Source organism: Micromonospora sp. NPDC048947 (genome assembly GCF_040649495.1).
GTDB classification, from domain to species: Bacteria; Actinomycetota; Actinomycetes; order Mycobacteriales; family Micromonosporaceae; genus Micromonospora; species Micromonospora alfalfae.
The window spans coordinates 47283-65034 of record NZ_JBEZFO010000001.1; the positions used below are offsets into that span (position 1 = coordinate 47283).

Below are 17752 nucleotides of genomic sequence, written 5' to 3' on the forward strand. Positions count from 1 at the left end.
GACGCCACACCCACAGTCACCCGACCGGCACCATCCGTGCCGGCCAGGGAAACGGCCGCACCCCCGAGCCGGCGTGGCCGTCGGGCGGCCCGCGCCGCCGGGCTGGTCACCGCCGTGGCACTGCTCGCGGTGATCGTGGTGCTCAGCATCGCGGTCGGCGCGAAGGCCATGCCGCTCGCCGACGTCTGGTCCGGGTTGCTGCACCGCGACGCCACCGAGTACGCGGTGGTGCACCGGATGCGCCTGCCCCGCACCCTGCTCGGGCTGCTCGCCGGCACCGCCCTCGGTGTGGCGGGCGCGGTCATGCAGGCCCTCACCCGCAACCCACTCGCCGACCCCGGACTACTCGGCATCAACGCCGGCGCGTCCGCGGCCGTCGCCACCGCCGCCGCGTTCCTGGGCGTCACCGCCGTCGGCGGGTACGTCTGGTTCGCGCTGCTCGGCGCGGCGGCGGTGACCGCGCTCGTCTACGCCGTCGGCGGCGGACGCGGCGCCACACCGGCCCGACTCGCGCTGGCCGGAGCCGCGCTCAACGCCACCCTCTACTCCTACGTGAGCGCGGTGATGCTGCTCGACACCGCGTCGCTGGAGCGGCTGCGCTTCTGGACCGTCGGCTCGCTGGCCAGCGCGGACTCCGCGACCGTCACCAGGGTGCTGCCGTTCATCCTCATCGGGCTGCTGGTCGCGCTCGGTGCCGCCCGTCCGCTGAACGCGCTGGCGCTCGGCGACGACGCGGCGCGAGCCCTCGGCGCTCGACCCGCGCTGATCCGCGCCGCCGTCATCGTCGCCGTCACCCTGCTCTGCGGCGCGGCGACCGCCGCGTGCGGGCCGATCGTCTTCGTCGGTCTGCTCGTGCCGCACCTGGTCCGTGCCCTGACCGGCCCGGACCTGCGCTGGCTGCTTCCGTACTGCGCGGTGCTCGCACCCGCGTTGCTGCTCGGCGCCGACGTGCTCGGCCGGGTGCTGGGCCGCCCCGGAGAACTCCAGGTAGGCATGGTGACCGCCGTGCTGGGCGGCCCGCTCTTCCTGTGGCTGGTCAGCCGCCGACCGGTGGCGCAACCGTGACAGTTTTGCGTACTTCATGGGGGTTGTCGCTGCGGTTCCGACCCCGCGCGTTGGGCGTCGGTGCCGGCGCGGCGGTGCTCGCCGCCGGCTTCGGCCTGGTGGCCCTGGGCAGTGGTGACTACCCGATGGGGCCGGCGGACGTGCTACGCACGCTGACCGGCGGTGGCACCGTCGCGGAGCAGTTCATCGTGCTCGAACTGCGCCTGCCCCGGCTGGTCACCGCAGTGTTGGTCGGCGCGGCGTTGGCGCTCGCCGGCACGGTGTTCCAGTCGCTGGTGCGCAACCCGTTGGGCAGCCCGGACATTCTGGGCTTCACCCAGGGCGCGTCGACCGGCGCGCTGGTGGTGGTCGTCCTCGGTGGCAGCAGCCTGGCGTTGGCCGGCGCGGCGGTCGTCGGTGGCCTCGGCACCGGTCTGGTGATCTACGCGCTCGCCTGGCGGCGCGGAGTGCACGGCTACCGGCTCATCCTGGTCGGCATCGGGGTGGCCGCGATCCTGACCGGCGTCAACGGCTACCTGCTGACCCGGGCGCCCCTGATGGAAGCCGCCCGCGCGGTGCTCTGGCTCACCGGCAGCCTGGACGGACGGGGCTGGGCAAACGCCGGGCCGCTGCTCGCCGTCCTGGTCCTGTTGGCGCCGCTGGTGCTCGTCGGCTGCGCTCCGGCGCTGCGGATGATGGAGTTGGGCGACGACGCGGCCAGCGCCCTGGGGGTGCCGGTACGCCGGCTGCGCCTGGTACTGCTCGCTGCCGCCGTGCTGCTGGTCTCGTTCGCGGCAGCCGCCGCCGGGCCGGTGTCCTTCGTGGCGCTCGTCGCCCCGCACGTGGCGAAACGACTGACCCGGGCCCCTGGTCCGAACCTGCTGCCGTCGATGGCCGTCGGCGCGGCGCTGCTGGTCGGGGCCGACCTTGTGGCGCAGCGCGCGTTCGCCGGGCACCAACTCCCGGTCGGCGTGGTGACCGGCGTGATCGGCGGCGGTTACCTGGTCTGGCTGCTGGCGAGGGAACGTCGGGCCGGCCGGCTGTGAACACCAGTGACGCCCTCGAAGGAGCACACATGCGACCCGGCGATTCCCGACTCGGCGGCACCGCGCTGACCCTCGCCTACGACCAGCGCACCATCGCCGAGAACCTGACAGTGGCGGTGCCCGACAGATCCTTCACGGTGATCATCGGCCCGAACGCGTGCGGCAAGTCGACGCTGCTGCGCGCGCTGTCCCGGATGCTGCGCCCCAGCGCCGGTGCGGTGCTGCTGGACGGACGCGACATTCACGATCTGCCGGCCCGCACCGTGGCCCGGACACTCGGCCTGCTGCCGCAGTCGTCGATCGCACCGGACGGCATCAGCGTCGCCGAGTTGGTCGCCCGGGGTCGCTACCCCCACCAGGGGCTGCTGCGGCAGTGGTCCCGCGAGGACGAACGGGTGGTCGAGGAGTCGATGGCCGCGACCGGTGTCGACGACCTCGCCGACCGGGCGGTGGACGAACTGTCCGGCGGGCAGCGGCAACGGGTCTGGATCGCCATGGCACTGGCCCAGCAGACGCCCCTGCTGCTGCTCGACGAGCCGACCACGTACCTCGACATCGCCCACCAGATCGAGATCCTGGACCTCTGCGCCCGGTTGCACGAGGAGCAGGGCCGCACCCTTGTCGCGGTGCTGCACGACCTGAACCACGCGGCCCGCTACGCCACCCACCTGATCGCCATGCGCGACGGACGGGTGGTGGCCGCCGGGGAGCCGGCGTCGGTGGTCACCGCCGACCTGGTGGCGGAGGTGTTCGGGCTGCCCTGCCGGGTGATCGACGACCCGGAGACGGGCACCCCGCTGGTCGTCCCCGCGGCCCGACGCCGGGCCACCACCCTGGCCCCGGAGCCGGCGTGAGCGAGCGCAGCGCCCGGCGTTTCCGTGACCCGTGGGGGGTTCCGCACCTGCGGGCCGACGACCCGCTCGCCCTCGCCACGGCGCAGGGCCGGGTGACCGCGTACGACCGGGCCTGGCAGATCGAGGTGGAACGGCACCGCGCCCAGGGCACCAGCGCGGCGTTCCTCGGCCCCGACGCGCTCGGCTGGGACCGCTTCGTCCGGCAGGTCCGGCTCGACGACACCGCACGCCGCTGCCACGCGGCACTGGACCCGGCGACCGCCGAGTGGGTGGGCGCCTACGTGGACGGCGTCAACGCCAGCCTCGCCGCCGGGGCGGCCCGGTCACCGGAGTTCGCCGCCACCGGGCTGCGCCCGGGTCGGTGGGAGCCGTGGACGCCGCTCGCGGTCTGGCTGGGCCACCACATCCTGTTCGCCGGGTTCCCCGGCAAGCTCTGGCGCGAGCACGTGGCGCAGCGGCTCGGGCCGGACGCGGTCGACAGGTTCGCCACCGACGGGCCCGCCGTGGCCGGCAGCAACGGGTGGCTGCTCGCCGCCGAGCGCACCGGCACCGGGGCGGCGCTGCTCGCCGGCGATCCGCACCGATTCATCGAGGATCCCGGCGTCTACCAGCAGATCCGGCTGGCCTGCCCGGAGTACGACGTGGTCGGGTTGGCGGTGCCCGGTGTGCCGGGCATCGCGCACTTCGGGCACACCGGTCCGGTGGCCTGGGCGATCACCAACGCGATGGCCGACTACCAGGACGTGTACGCGGAGCGGCTGCGCCGCGACGGCCCCCGGGTGCAGGCGCTCGGCCCGGACGGCTGGCGACCGGCGCACCGCCACGTCGAGACGATCGAGGTGGCCGGGGCCGACCCGGTCGAGGTCGAGGTGGTGGAGACCGATCGTGGTCCGGTGATCGCCGGTGGGCCGGACGACGAGAGTGCCGTCAGCCTGCGCTACCCGCCCCGGGTTCGGGGTGACCTCGGTTTCGCGACGCTGCCGGAGCTGCTGCGCGCCCGGACCGTGGCCGATGTGGACCACGCCCTGCGGCACTGGGTGGAGCCGGTCAACGTGGTGCAGGCGGCGGACACCGCCGGAGGGCTGCTGCACCGGGTCGCCGGCGCGGTGCCGGTACGGCACCGGGAAAACGGTCGGCGGGTGGTCCCCGGATGGGACACCGCGTACGCCTGGCAGGGCTGGCACGCGCCGATGCCCAGCGCCGAGGTGGTCGGTAGGTCGGTGATGGCCAACGAGCGCGGGCTGGCGGCACCACTCGGTGTGGAGTTCGCCCCACCGCACCGGGCGCATCGCATCGCCGAACTGCTCGACGCGCGTCCGGCCTGGACGGCCGACGAGATGGCCTCGGTGCACACCGACACGTACCTGGGCGCGGCCGGGCCGCTGCTGGCGGTCCTCGCCGAGTCGACGGGGCTCGGTCCGGCCGCCGCCGCGCTGCGTGAACGGCTGCTGCGCTGGGACCGCCGGATGGCCGCCGACAGCACGGACGCGGCGGCCTACGCCATCCTGCGGGCGGCTGTCGTACGTCGGATCGCCGCCCACCCGGCGCTGGCCGCGCTGGCCGAGCCGCCCGCGTACCCCGAGGTGTTCGCGCCCTGGCTGGCGCTGACGCCGCGGGTCGGTCACGCGCTGGAGCACCTGCTCGGCGCGACCCCGATGCCCGGTGTGGACATCGCCGCGCTGGTGGGCGCGGCGGCCGAGGAGGTCGCCGACGCGGCAGCCCGGCAGGTGCCCTGGGGGGACCTGCACCGGCTGGCGCCGTGGCGGGCCCTGCCCGGCCCGGACACCGGGCCCGGCCCCCGGCTCGACGGTGACCACGACTGCGTGTTGGCCACCTCCAGCGTGCCCGGGGTCACCCACTGGTGCTTCCGGGGGCCGGCGGCGCGCTTCGTCTGGGACCTGGCCCACCGCTCGGACAGCCGCTGGGTGGTCCCCCTGGGCACCTGCGGGGTGCCCGGCGACAGGCACCACGACGACCAGAGCGCCGCCTGGCTGGCCGGCGACCTGCTGCCGGTCATCACGGACTGGGACCAGCTCGCCGAGGAACGGGGCTGACGGCACCGGCCGCCGCCGGGGTGCGCGAGGCACCCCGAGCGACGGCCGGCCGCAGTGCTGTCAGCGCAGGCCGAACGCCCGGCTGATGCTCTGACTCACGGTGTTGCCGGCGTTGTCCCGCGCCGTGGCGCGCAGGCTCACGAAACCGGCCTTCGCCGGCGCGGCCAGCGAGGTACGCCAGCCGTCGCCGTGCCGGGTCAGCCGCTGCTTCTGCCAGGTCGCCCCGTCGTCGTAGGACACCTCGACGGTCACCGCGTTGATGGTGCCGGTGACGCCGGGCAGGTGGGAGGCGACAACTGTCAGCGGCGCCCGCCGCGACGCAGTGCCGGCGGAGTCGATGGCCACCTGGTAGTCCAGCTGGATCATCGGCAGCGCCTCGGCCGACTCCTCCCCGGTGACCGCCGAGTGGAAACCCCACTCGGTGCGGGTCTGCCGGGAGTACGGGTTGGTCCACGCGGCCCTGTCGTTCTCCACCACCAGCCGGTACGGCAGTCGCTGAGACGCCAGCCCGGAGACCTGGAGGTACTCGGCGTTGCCCCAGTTCAGCTCCTTGTCGCCCTGGTAGAGGGTGGTCCGGTTGACCATGTCGTAGTTCGCGTACGCCTCACCGATGTGTCCGCCCCCGTCGCCCCACCCGGGCGCGGGCAGGTAGACGGTGTCCAGGTACCGGACCGGCACGTAGCTGCCGCCCATCCGGGGTCGCTGGATCGGCCCGAACCAGGTGACGGTGCTCGGCTTGCCGGCGGGGTACGTGGTCGCCGCCATCAGGTGCTGACCGGTCTCGCCGGCGATGAACGCGTCGTCGATCCACAGTTGGTCGGCGCTCACCCAGTCGGTGCGCCGGCCCTGCGCCGGGGCCGGTTCCTGGTTGCTAGACGCCCAGCCGCGCCAGACGTCGGTGCGGAACTCCAGCGCCTTGCCCTGCCGGTAGTTGCGGAACTCCACGTCGACCCGGGCCAACTCCCGCTTCGTGGGCCGGTAGGTGGGGTCGGCCGGCACCGTGCCGGTCCAGTGGTGCGCCACGTCGTACAGGTAGTCGGTCTGCGGGTGCGACTCGACGGTGAGCCGCACCGCGCCCCGCTCCAGCGCGGCGATGAGCTGCCCACCCTCGTCGGCACCGAGGGTGGCGACGGTAACCGGGGCCGGGCTCTCCGGGCTCCACGCGAACTCGTCCCAGGGCTGGAGCCGCCCGACGCCGTCGTTAACCACGAGCAGCAGCTTCGCTCCGGCCGCCGCGGCGGCCTGCGCCTGGGTGGCGATGTCCACACTGTCACTGCGGCGCACCACCACGGCCCGGTCCCGGACCGGACGCTTGGCCAGCCCCGCCGCCGAGGCGTCGGCGACGTAGACCGCGTCGAGCTGGCGACGACCGGCCGGCAACGCCGGGGTCGCCCGCTTCACCAACAGATCGTCGTACGAGCGACCGCCAGCCGAAACGGTCAGGGCCGGCTGCTCCAGCCGCCACCGGGCACCGAACTCGAACTCGCCGTCGGTCACCGGACGGCTCGTCGGCAACGCCCACATGCTGTCGTACGAGTCGTCGGGCAGCACCTGACTCTCGGTGAGACCGTTCTTCGTGGACCGGTGGATGTCCATCCGCAGCGCGCTGGCGGTGGCCTCCTGCGGCATCCGGGCCTGCACCTGTCGGGCGGCGCGCGCGTCCAGGGTGACGGTGCGGTCGCGGTCCAGGTTCACGTCGGTGAAGCTGAGCATCGCCATGCCCTTGGAGTGCGGCCCGTGCGCGCCGCGCACGTCCGCGGAGATCCAACCGTTCCAGCTTCCCACCGGTAGCCGCAGCGTGGCGGTGCCGCTCTCGGGCAGGTCCACGGCGGTGAAGAGGGTGTCGGCGGTGAGGATGACCTTGCCGACGAGCGGCTTGCCGTCCCGGTCCTTGGCGACAAGCGTCAGGTTCTGCCGCTGACCCTCCTTGCCGGCCCCGATCAGGGTGCGGCCACGCACCGCACCGGTGTCGTCGGTGGCGACGACCATGCCGCTGACCTGCTTCTCCACCGGCAGCTTGTCGTACTCGGCGGTCACCGTCACGGTGGCGGTGCCGCCCGCGGGCACTGTGACCCGGTCGGCGGAGAGCGCGAACAGTCCGGCCGGCGCGGTGGCCGCGTCGACTGCCAGCTTCAGGGCCACCGACGTGCTGCCGATGTTGGTGTAGGTGACAGTACGGTCGACGGTAGCGCCCGGCTGCTGCGGCCACGCCTGGAAACCGGAGTAGGCACTCGGGGTGGCGAAGACCGTGGCGTGCGCGGCGGCGACCGCGTCGACCCGACCGGCACCCGCCTGGTACGGGGTGTACTCGGGGGTGGCCTTGACCGTGCTGACCAGCGCTTCCTTGATCCGCTGACCGGTCCAGTCCGGGTGCGCGGCGGCGACCAGCGCGGCAGTGCCGGCAACGTGCGGGGTGGCCATCGACGTGCCGCTCATCAGCGTGTAGTCGCCGGAGCCCCGCACGAGGTGCGAGCGGGCCGCCAGGATGTCCACGCCCGGGGCGGTGATCTCGGGCTTGAGCCCGCCGTCGCCGGCGCGTGGCCCCTGGCTGGAGAAGTCGGCGAGGTGGTCGGTGCTGTCGACGGCACCGACGGTGAGCGCGGAGTTGGCCGCACCCGGGCTGCCGATGCTCGCCGGGCCGCTGTTGCCGGCGGCGATCACGAAGAGGGCACCGGTCTCGGCGCTGAGCCGGTCGACCGCCTGGCTCATCGGGTCGCTGCCGTCGGTGGACTCGCCGCCCAGGCTCATGCTGACCACCCGGGCCTTCTGCTCCCGGGCCGCCCACTCCATGCCGGCGATGATCCAGGAGTCCTGCCCGCTGCCCTCGCTGTTGAGCACCTTGCCGATGTGCAGCCGGGCACCCGGGGCGACGCCCCGCTCGGCGCCACCGGACGCGGCGCCGGTGCCCGCGATCGTCGAGGCGACATGCGTGCCGTGGCCCTTGTAGTCGAGGATGTCGGGCTCCTCGGGCACGAAGCTGCTGGACTCGGCGATCTGACCGACGAGATCAGGGTGTTCGGCGTCCGCACCCGAGTCGAGCACCGCGACGTCGACACCGGAGGCGGTGTTGCCCTCGGCCCACAGCTTCGGCGCGCCGATCTGCGCTGTCGACTCGGCCAGGTCGGCGTGCACCCGACCGTCCAACCAGACCTTGGCGATGCCGCCTGCCAGGGTCGGGGCGTCACCCGTACGCCGGGTCGAACCGGCGGTCAGCGCGGTCCAGAACCGGTCGGCGGTGGCCCGCTGGCGGGTCAGCGCCGCGCCCTGCACGCTGTCCAACTGGCGGACCAGTTTGGCGCCGTCCACGGCAGGACGGGTGCGGTTGCGGGCCGCCGCGTCGGTCATCGTGACAATCAACGGAAGCGCGTCGGTGTGCGCGTCGTCGTAACCGTCGGCGATGAGGTCGGTGACGTTGAACAGTTGCCGGTCCAGCACGCCGCTGGTCACATAGGACAGCGCGGCGTCCGGGTAGACGTAGGTGTCGCCGTCGCGCACGGTGCGGTGGAAGCTCGGGGTGCTGCCGTCCGGCCGGCGCACCGTCGACACCGTGCTGCCGTCCGCCGCTGTGGTGACGGTGACCGTGTCACCGGTGATCAGGGTGACGGTGGACGCGCGCCCGGCGGCGGCCGGGGGTTGACCCGCCGGGCGGTCGGGGTTGTTCGGCGGGGCGGCGCCCGCTCCCGTGCCGGGTGGTGTGAACCCGGCCGCCAGGGTGAGGGCGGCGCCGAGGGCGATCAGCCCGGATCGGCGACGCCGGTGAGACAGAGCCACGATGACCTCTTTGTGTCGAGAAGTGGTACGCACCACAGCATCGACGCAGACCCCACCCCAACCCCGCCCCCAACCCCGACGCACTTACGCCATGGCACAACCCCGCCACGACCCCGCCCCCTCCCCGCGCGCCACCACCCCACCTCGCGCGCCGATCTTGCACTTTGTGTCGCGACCAACGTGGCGAATCAGGACGTATCGGCGACCGTAAGTGCAAGATCGGCGCGGCGGGGGCGGGGCGGGGCGGGGGCGGGGCGGGGCGGGGTCGGGGGCGGGGCGGGTTAGAGGGTGGGGCGGGTTAGCTTGGCTAGGGCGTCGAGTTGGGTGGGGTCGGAGAGGGCGGATCCGACGGCCACCACACGTACGCCTGCTTGCAGGAACGCGCCGGCGTTGCTGGCGTCGAGGCCGCCGGTGGCGACGAAGCGCAACTGTGGCAACGGGCCGGCGACGGCCTTGAACCAGGCCGGCCCGAGGGAGATCGCGGGGAACGCCTTGAGCCAGGTGAGGCCGTGCCGCAGTGCCTGCTGGGCCTCGGTCGGGGTGGCCACACCGGGCAGGTGCGGCAGGCCACGCGCGGCGGCGGCGTCGGCGACCGCGAGGTCCAGGCCGGGCGCGACGGTGAACCGGGCGCCCGCGTCGGCCGCCGCGGCGACCTGTTCGACGTCGAGCACGGTGCCGGCGCCGACGATCCGGTCGCGCTCGGCGCCCGCCTCGACGGCGGCCCGCAGCGCCGGCACCGCGTCGGCGGTGGCCACCGGCACCTCCACCACGTCGATGCCGAGATCCCAGGCACGCTCGGCGAGCCGAACGGTTTCGGCGACCGGCAGGCCGCGCAGGATCGCCATCACCCGGGCGCCGCCGAAGATGTGGTCGAAGTCCGGTGTGGTCATGGTGCACTCCATCCGAGGTCGCGGTGGGACTGTTGCTGCTGGTCGGGTCGCAACCCGACGACCCGACTCAGGTCGTCGCGCCCGGGTCGGTCAGGTCGAGTGGCGACCAGGCGTCGGCGGGGGCGTCGAGGAGTTTCTCGAACCAGGCCCACTGCGGGACCGGGGCGTTGTCGCCGCTGCTGGTCAACGCCTGCGCCGCGACGAGGTGACCGAGGCGCAACCGCCGCACCGGGTCGAGGCCGCGTAGCAGCCCGGCCAGGTAGCCGGCGGCGAAGGCGTCTCCGGCGCCGACCGGCTCCACCACAGTCACCCGGGGCGCGGGCACGAAGACCGGTTCGGCGTCGCGGACCAGTGCGGTGGCGCCCACCGCGCCGTCCTTGACCACAACCGTCTCCGGATCGGGCAACAGCTCACGTACGGCCGTCGGGTCGCTGGTGCCCCACAGGGTCTCCGCCTCGTCCTGCCCGACGAAGACGAGGTCGCAGCGGTTGGCGAGGTCGCGCAGCACCGGCGCGGCCTGCTCGGCGGGCCACAGCCGGGCCCGGTGGTTGACGTCGAAACTGACCAAGGCCTGCGCCAGCGGCCGGTCGGTCACCGCGTGCTCGACCAGCGCCCGGCAGGACGCGGACAGCGCGGGGGTGATTCCGGACAGGTGCAGCACCTGGGCACCGGACAGCGCCGGGTCGGCCAGCGTGGCGGGGTCCATCCGGGCGGCCGCCGACCCGGCCCGGTAGTAGTGCACGGCGGTCCCCTCCGGGCCCGGGTCCTTGACGTACAGGCCGGTGGGGGCGGCCGGGTCCACGCACACCTGGTCGACGCGGACGCCGGCGGCGGCGACGTGCCGGATGACGGCCCGGCCGAAGGGGTCGTCGCCGACCCGGCTCACCCAGGTCGTCAGGTGTCCCAGGCGGGCCAGGTAACCGGCCACGTTGGACTCGGCCCCACCGACCGAGACGGCGACCCGTTCGGCGTGCTCCAGCGGCTCACCCGGCGCGGGGCAGAGCACCACCATCGTCTCCCCCACGGCGGCCACCTCGATCGACGGGAGGCCTGCCGGAACACTCGGCCGGTCAGGTCGGGGGGCGGTCGGCATCGGGCACACGTCCTCGCGGCGGGGGTGCTGGGCGTCGCCGAGCCTAGGTGTCCGGCGCGGGACGGGCAACCCGTCGCACGTCACACCTCTACGCTCAGGGCAACGTCAGCCCGTACGCGGCCAGCACCTCAGCTATCGGCTGGTAGTAGGTGGTGCCACCGGCGGTGCAGTTGCCGGTGCCACCGGAGAGGATGCCGAGGATCCTGCCGGTGGAGGCCACGTAGAGCGGCCCGCCGCTGTCCCCCGGCTCGGCGCAGATGTTGGTGCGGATCAGGCCGTAGATCACCCCGGTGGCGTAGTTGACCGTCTGGTTGAGGCCGGTGACGGTGCCGCAGCGCACGCCGGTGGTGCTGCCGCTGCGGCACACCGCCTGACCGATGTACGCGTTGCCGGGGCCGTTGATGGTCAGCAGGCCGGGGTAGGTGTAGACCGCGCTCGGGTGGGCGATCCCGCCGGTGTAGCGGATCAGCCCGTAGTCGTTGGTGGGGTAGCTGGTGGCGGTGCGGGTGCCGAGCACTGTGGTCTGGGCGCTGTCGGCGTACCAGGTGGTGGCGGCGGTGGTGCAGTGCCCGGCGGTGATCACGTAGTAGGTGCTGCCGCTGCGGGCGTTCGCGCCGAGCGAGCAGCGCGCGCCACCGCCGCCGTAGATGCCCTGCCCGCCGGCGATCAGGGGGCGCAGCGTTCCGGGTTCGCGGCGCAGCAGCACGCCGGCCCGGTCGGTCACCGCCCGCAGTGCGGCCAGTTCGCTGGGGGCCACGGTGTCGTCGACGGTGAGGGTCATCCGGCCGGTGGCGGGGTCCAGACCCCAGGCGGTGCCCGTGGTGCGTACCCCGGTCAGCGTGGCCGTCGGGTCGGCGGCGGGCGCGGCGGCCCGGTCGGGGACGGCGGCCTGCGCCGCGCCGGGCGCGACGAGCAGCAGGGTGGTCAGGACGAGGGCGGCCAGTGGGGAGCGGCGCATCCGAACCTCCGAAGAGATCGAGATTAATGGATGCAGAAAAGCATCGCCCGGTGCCCGACGTCGTGGCAACCTCCGGCCGCCCTCTTCCCCGACCGGCGGGAATCGCCGATCCGGGGACGACCCGTGCCGGGGCCGCCGATAATTCCTCGGGAGACGCGGCGGGAGGCCAGGCATGACCACCAAAGGGAATGCGGCGCTGGTACGTCGGCGGGACCAGTCGACCCGGGCGACACTGCTGGAGTTGCTCTTCGACGTGGTCTTCGTGGCCGCCCTCGCACTGACATCGAAACTGCTGTCCGAAGAGCTCTCCTGGTCCGGCGGCGCGAAGCTGCTGCTGATGCTGACCGCCGTCTGGTGGACGTGGTCGGTCACCACGACCACCACCGAGTTCTACGACCCGCAACAACGCCCGATCCAGGCCATCCTGATGATCGCCATGGTCGGGTCGGTGGGGATGGCGGCATCGCTGCCGATGGTCAGCATCGCGCATCTGCTGCTCTTCGTGATCTCGTACGTCGGCACGCACGTGGTTCGCTGCATCATCCTGGTCACCGCCCTGCACCGGCAGGGGCACCGGACGGCACGGGAACGGGCCACCCGCTTTCTCTTCTGGTTCACGGTGTCCGGCGCCCTCTGGGTCCTCGGCGCGCTGTCAGAGACTCCGAACTGGGGGCTCTGGGCGATCGCCATAACCATCGACCTGGTCGCCGGGGCGACCCGCTACCCCACACCGTGGCTGGGCCGGGTGCCGATAGCGCAGTACGGGCGGACCACCGAGCACCTGGGCGAGCGGTACCAACAGTTCATCATCCTGGCCCTCGGCGACATCATCCTGTTGCCGACGCTGCAGGTCAGCCGGGGCCATCTCGACCACCTCCGGCTCGCCTCCCTGCTCTGCGCCTTCGCCACGATGCTGCTGCTCTGGCAGATCTACGTCTTCCGCGCCGGCGAGTTGCTGGTGGCGGCCGGGTCCCACGGGGGCCGGGCAACGCGACTGGCCCCGTTCACCCATCTGGTCATGCTGGCCGGCGTGGCCGGCACTGCCGCCACCTTCGACCTGGTCGTCACCAGGCCGACCGGAACGACGCCGGTGCCGTGGCTCGTCCTGATCATCGCCGGCCCGACGCTCTTCGTGGTCGGCCGCGTCCTCTTCACCCTGGCGGTGTCGTGGGTCATGCCGTGGCGGCGAGTTGCCTGGCAACTCCTGCCGCTGCTGGTGCTGCCGTGGGCCGGCGGTTGGCCGCCGGTGCTGGTAGCCACGATCGTGGCACTCGGGTTGGCCGGTCACATCCTGTTTCCCGGAGCAGCCCGGGAGACCACGCCCGGCCTGCGGCTGCGGCAATCCGACGACTGACCCCTGCTTGTTCGGCCGACGTGTCGACCGGTGCTCGCCGTGGGAACCTCCGGCCGCCTTCCCCGGGCGGCCGGAATCGCCGATCCGAGGACGGGCCGCGCCGGCACCGCCGATAATTTTCGGAGACACGGCGGGAGGCCGGGCATGACCACCGGAGGCACCGCGGCACTGGTACGCCGGCCGGACGGTTCCACGCGGGCCACGCTGCTGGAGTTGCTCTTCGACGTGGTCTTCGTGGCCTCGCTCGCGCTGACCTCGACCCTGCTCGCGGAAGTCCACAACTGGTCCGGCGCGGCGATGGTCCTGCTGATGCTGACAGCGATCTGGTGGACCTGGTCGGTCACCTCCACCACCACCGAGTTCTACGACCCGCAGCAGCGCCCCATCCAGACCATCCTGATGGTCGCCATGGTCGGTTCGGTGGGGATGGCGGCATCGTTGCCGATGGTCTCCGACGGGCACGCGATGGTTTTCGCGATCTCCTACGTCGGCACGCACGTGATCCGCGGCGTCATCCTGGTGACGACGTTGTACCGGAAGCGACATCGGTTGGCCATGGTCAGGGCCACCCGGTTCTTCTTCTGGTTCGTGGTGTCCGGCGTCTTCTGGATCACCGGCGCGGTGTCCGGCACTGTGAACTGGGCCCTCTGGACCATCGCCATCATGATCGACCTGATCTCCGCGGCGGCCCGCTACCCCACGCCCTGGCTGGGCCGGGTGCCGTTCGAACAGTACGAGCGAACCACAGCACATCTGGGCGAGCGGTACCAGCAATTCATCATCCTGGCCCTCGGCGACATCATCCTGGTTCCCACGCTGCAGGTCAGCCGGGGCCCGCTGGCCGGGCTCCGGGTCAGCGCGTTGTTCTGCGCGTTCGCCATCATGCTGCTGCTCTGGCAGGTCTACGTCTTCCGCGCCGGCGAGCTGCTGGAGGCCGGGGCCGGGCCGAAGTCGGGCCGGCCGGCGCGAGTGGCTCCCTACACCCATCTGGTGATGCTCGCCGGAGTGGTCGCCACGGCGGCCTCGTTCGACCTGGTCGTCACCCGGCCGACCGGCACCACGCCGGTGGGGTGGCTGTTACTGATCCTGGGCGGCCCGGCGCTGTTCGTGATCGGCCGCGCCCTGTTCACCCTGCTGGTGTCCAGGCTCCTGCCGTGGCGGCGAATGCTCTGCCTCCCCCTGCCGCTGCTGACGCTGCCGTGGGCCGGCCGTTGGCCGCCGCTGCTGGTCACCACAGTCGTGGCGCTCACGTTGGCGGCGCACATCCTGATTCCCGGAGCGGCCCGGGAGACCACACCGGGCCTGCGGCTGCGGCAACCCGACGACTGACCCGCCAGGCTCAGCCGAAGTATCGACCGGCCCAGTCGGCAAGGTCCCGGGCGCACGCGTCCACCGACTCCTGCCAGGTCCGGGCCGCGCCCTCCCCCGCCTCGTCGCTGACCTGCTTGACCAGCCGGCACGGCACGCCGGCCTGCGCCGCGGCCCAGGCCACCGCGTACCCCTCCATGTCGACCAGGTCGGCGCGCTGCGCCAACCGGTCCCGCTCCGCGTCGTCGGCCACGAAGGTGTCACCGGTGGCCAGCACCGCGCCCTCGGCGGCCAGCGACAGCGGCGCCCCGTAGGTCTCGCCGGTGAGCGTGCGCAGCAGGTCGGTGTCCAGGTCGTGCTGAAGAACTGTGGCGACCTCGTGGATGCCGGCCCAGCCGGGACGCAACGCGCCCGCCGTACCCAGGTTGAGCAGCAGGGTGGGGCGCGGCCCGGCGGCCAGCACCGCTGCCACCGCGCTGGCGGCGTTCACCTTGCCCATGCCGGTGAGCAGGACCGGCAGCTCGGGCGGCAGGTAGCGGGCCTCCTCCCCCACGGCAAGAACCACCAACGGACGATCGGCGCGGACCGTACCTCGAAGATTCACCGGAGCATCGTACGAGCCGACCGGTGGGCCGTTGACGTCAGTCGTCGGAGAAGCGGTACAGCACGAAGTCCTTCTCCGCGCCACAGGCGATCACGTGGGTGTTCCACGAGCAGGACGAGCTGCGCACGTCCTTCAGCTCACCCAACTCGTCGACCTCCCCGGACTCGGCCCACACCCCGGCCAGCACCCGGTTGTCAGCGACCACGCTGGGCGCCTTGGCGAAGACCAGCAGGTTGCCGGCGTCCAGACGGACAGCCACCCCGCCCCGGTCCCGCAGCACCGGCTCGCCGGCGGCGTCGAAGACGGTGACGGTCGGCTCCGGCAACTCCCGCTGGGCGAGCACCTGCTCACCCAACGGGACCAGCCCGGTCACGCCCGGCGCCGACCACCTGATCATGCGCTCGCCCTCGGTGGCCGCGACCACCTCGGTGCGCGCGACGTCATTGTCCGGCACCTGCAACAGGCAGGCCCGCCGCTCACCGCAGGCGACCAGCTCCTTCGGGCGGAACGCGTCGTTGCCGGAACGGTGCAGCACCACCGGCTCGGCGTCGGAGCCCAGGTCGTACGAGAGCAGCTGGTAACCACCCTCGTTGGCGGCCACGTACAGGCGGTCCTCGTGGGCGACCACCAGGTCGTCGAGGTCGGCGACGCTGCCCCACTGGCGCAGCACCGCGCCGGACGCCATGTCGAGCAGCCGCACCGACCGGTCCGCACCCACCTGCACCAGTCGCCGCCCCTTGCTCACCCACGGGTTGCGGGGCGTGCCGTCGAGGAAGGCCGGCCCGCCCGCCGCCGCGTCGGTGCCGACCGGCCGGACCACGGTACGGCCACCGACGTACTGGCCGCGGGGGTTGGGCTGCTTCCACTTCGCCGAGCCGTTGGTCAGGCGCAGGCCGACCAGTTCGTCAGCGGCCCGGTCCACCACCACCGCGGTGTCGTCGCTGAAGTAGACGTCGTCGTCACCACGCAGAACGCGTTGCCAGCGCTGCTCGCCGCTACGACCGTCGAGGACGGCCAGCGGTCGGGGGGTGCTGTCGCCCGGTGCGTCGGCGAGGACCGCCACCGCCCCGGGGACGGCGATGATCGCCTCCCAGTCGTCGGCCCGCACGTCGGTCTGCTCGCGCCACACCTCGCGGCCGTTGCCCGCGTCGACGGCCACCACCTCGAGCCGGTCGTCGGGCAGCGGAAACGCCAGGTAGGCCCGGTCGTCGAGCACAGCAGTCCACATGCCGACCGGCCGTTCGGCGCCGGCCGACAGCCGGGACAGCTCGCGCAGCGAGGCGAACTCCAGATCCGGGTAGCGGTCCCGGGTCAGGTAGAGCGTCGCCGCGGTGGCCACCCCGGCCAGGGCCAACACCGCGCCGAGCACCACCCAGCGCGCCCTCCGCCAGCGGGTCGCGCCGACAGGTGGCGTCGGGGTGGCGCCAGCCAGGCCCGGCCCGGGGGGCGGGCCCGCCGGCGGGGTGGATCCCGGCCAGGGCTGCGACGGTACGACCGGCGCGGGCGCTCCGGCCGGGGCCGGCGGGCTCACCGGAGCGGGCGCGGGTGGTGCGAGTGGCGATCCCGCGTACGCCGGGGCGGGCAGCGGCTTGCGCAGCGGCAGGTCGGTCAGAGCGCCCTCGGCCACCGGCAACTCGGGCTGGTCCAGCACCGTCGGCGCGATCCCCAGCTCGGCGTGCAGCATGCGGGCCACCAGCGGGATTCGCGACGACCCGCCCACGAGGAACAGCCCGTCGAGCTGATCGGGGCGCAGCCCGGCGGCGGCGATGACCTCCCGGGCCCGCTGCACCGCCCGGCGCAGCAGCGGTGTGGCCACCCGCTCGACGTCCGCCCGGGTCAGCTGGATCGTCTCGGCCACTCCCGGCACCGCCACCGGGGCGACAGCAGACCGGGACAGGGTCTCCTTCGCACCACGTACCTCGTCCCAGAGCCGGACCTGGTCGCGGCGCTGTGCCGGATCCACCGGCCGGGTGAGCCGGGCCCACTGCGCGGCGTGCCGCTCACCGACCAACTCACCGACCCGCCGCACCAACGCGGCGTCGAGGTCCAGGCCGCCCAGGTCGGGCAGGCCACCGTCGGCGACCACGCTGAAGCCGGAGTCCCCCCAGGGGTCGGCGCCCTCGTTGCGCAGCACCGCGACGTCGAGCGTCCCGCCACCGAAGTCGAAGACCGCTATCGCCCCGCCGACCGGCACCGGACGGTGCAGCACCTGCGTGTAGTAGCGGGCGGCGGCCACCGGCTCCCGCAGCAGCCGGGTGCCCGGCGGCGTCGGCCCGGCCAGGGTGTGCTCGGCCGCCTGCGGCCAGCCCGCCCGCAGCAGCGCGTCGGCGAGGACCTGCCGCCGCGTCGCGTCCCAGGCGGCCGGGCAGGTCACCACGGCCGGCGGCAGGAAACCCACAGCGTCCACCGCCGCGCGGCCGACCGTCGCCAGCACCGCGGCGAGCAGGTCGGCCGGCGGGTACGCGCGGTCGCCGAGCTGCACTGTCGGCTCGTCCACCCGACGCTTCGGGTTCGCCTCGAACCGGGCCGGGTCGGCCTGCGCCAACCGGCGCGCGTCCCAGCCGGTGTGCAGGGTGCCGTCCGGGTCGGCGTAGACAGCGGACGGGCTGAGCGGTTGACCGTCCATCAGCAGCGGACGGGTCCGCCCGTCCGGCCAGCGCAGCACCGCGACCGTGTTGGACGTACCGAGGTCGATGCCGAGAGCGAAACCCTCGTGCTGGCCTGCCATTGCCCGATACCTCCGCCGCGACGAGGGGAACTCGACCCCGCATCGTAC

12 protein-coding genes are annotated in these 17752 nt (G+C 73.4%); 6 read left to right on the forward strand and 6 right to left on the reverse strand.

Annotation, left to right across the window (positions count from 1 at the left end):
• Positions 1 to 36 precede the first annotated feature (36 nt).
• From AB0B98_RS00230 to AB0B98_RS00245, 4 genes are read left to right on the forward strand one after another with little or no spacing between them, the layout of a single operon-like run.
• Positions 37 to 1065 carry an iron chelate uptake ABC transporter family permease subunit gene (locus AB0B98_RS00230; RefSeq protein WP_357360545.1) on the forward strand — a complete coding sequence of 343 codons (1029 nt, stop codon included), beginning with the start codon at positions 37 to 39 and terminating at the stop codon, positions 1063 to 1065.
• Positions 1062 to 2090 (forward strand): iron chelate uptake ABC transporter family permease subunit, encoded by a 1029-nt coding sequence (locus tag AB0B98_RS00235; RefSeq protein ID WP_357359476.1) that lies wholly within the window; start codon positions 1062 to 1064, stop codon positions 2088 to 2090. Before AB0B98_RS00230 ends, AB0B98_RS00235 begins: the two co-directional genes overlap by 4 nt.
• A 29-nt stretch (positions 2091 to 2119) precedes the next feature.
• The gene (locus AB0B98_RS00240; protein WP_238669152.1) at positions 2120 to 2944 is read left to right on the forward strand and encodes an ABC transporter ATP-binding protein; all 825 of its coding nucleotides are present in this window, start codon (positions 2120 to 2122) and stop codon (positions 2942 to 2944) included.
• Entirely contained in the window at positions 2941 to 4998 is a 2058-nt protein-coding gene (locus tag AB0B98_RS00245; protein WP_357359479.1) for a penicillin acylase family protein, read from the forward strand. Before AB0B98_RS00240 ends, AB0B98_RS00245 begins: the two co-directional genes overlap by 4 nt.
• Positions 4999 to 5058: 60 nt before the next feature.
• Here the strand turns inward: AB0B98_RS00245 and AB0B98_RS00250 are convergent, their stop codons facing one another.
• From AB0B98_RS00250 to AB0B98_RS00265, 4 genes are all read right to left on the reverse strand, one after another.
• On the reverse strand, positions 5059 to 8769 hold the full coding sequence (locus tag AB0B98_RS00250; RefSeq protein ID WP_357359481.1) for a S8 family serine peptidase: 3711 nt from the start codon (positions 8767 to 8769) through the stop codon (positions 5059 to 5061).
• 281 nt (positions 8770 to 9050) lie between these two features.
• Positions 9051 to 9659 carry a bifunctional 4-hydroxy-2-oxoglutarate aldolase/2-dehydro-3-deoxy-phosphogluconate aldolase gene (locus AB0B98_RS00255; protein ID WP_357359483.1) on the reverse strand — a complete coding sequence of 203 codons (609 nt, stop codon included), beginning with the start codon at positions 9657 to 9659 and terminating at the stop codon, positions 9051 to 9053.
• A gap of 67 nt (positions 9660 to 9726) precedes the next feature.
• Positions 9727 to 10683, reverse strand: coding sequence for a sugar kinase (locus AB0B98_RS00260; protein ID WP_357359485.1), 957 nt, complete (start codon positions 10681 to 10683; stop codon positions 9727 to 9729).
• A gap of 163 nt (positions 10684 to 10846) precedes the next feature.
• Positions 10847 to 11710 carry a S1 family peptidase gene (locus AB0B98_RS00265; protein WP_357359487.1) on the reverse strand — a complete coding sequence of 288 codons (864 nt, stop codon included), beginning with the start codon at positions 11708 to 11710 and terminating at the stop codon, positions 10847 to 10849.
• Positions 11711 to 11882: 172 nt separating this feature from the next.
• On the opposite strand from AB0B98_RS00265, the gene AB0B98_RS00270 reads away from it, so the two are divergent.
• Entirely contained in the window at positions 11883 to 13064 is a 1182-nt protein-coding gene (locus tag AB0B98_RS00270; protein ID WP_357359489.1) for a low temperature requirement protein A, read from the forward strand.
• A gap of 144 nt (positions 13065 to 13208) precedes the next feature.
• Entirely contained in the window at positions 13209 to 14393 is a 1185-nt protein-coding gene (locus tag AB0B98_RS00275) for a low temperature requirement protein A (protein WP_357359491.1), read from the forward strand.
• A 10-nt stretch (positions 14394 to 14403) separates the two neighbouring features.
• Here the strand turns inward: AB0B98_RS00275 and AB0B98_RS00280 are convergent, their stop codons facing one another.
• Both AB0B98_RS00280 and AB0B98_RS00285 read right to left on the reverse strand, forming a co-directional pair.
• Entirely contained in the window at positions 14404 to 14976 is a 573-nt protein-coding gene (locus AB0B98_RS00280) for a nucleosidase (protein ID WP_238669144.1), read from the reverse strand.
• A gap of 37 nt (positions 14977 to 15013) precedes the next feature.
• Positions 15014 to 17704, reverse strand: coding sequence for an Hsp70 family protein (locus tag AB0B98_RS00285; protein ID WP_357359494.1), 2691 nt, complete (start codon positions 17702 to 17704; stop codon positions 15014 to 15016).
• Positions 17705 to 17752: the final 48 nt, after the last annotated feature.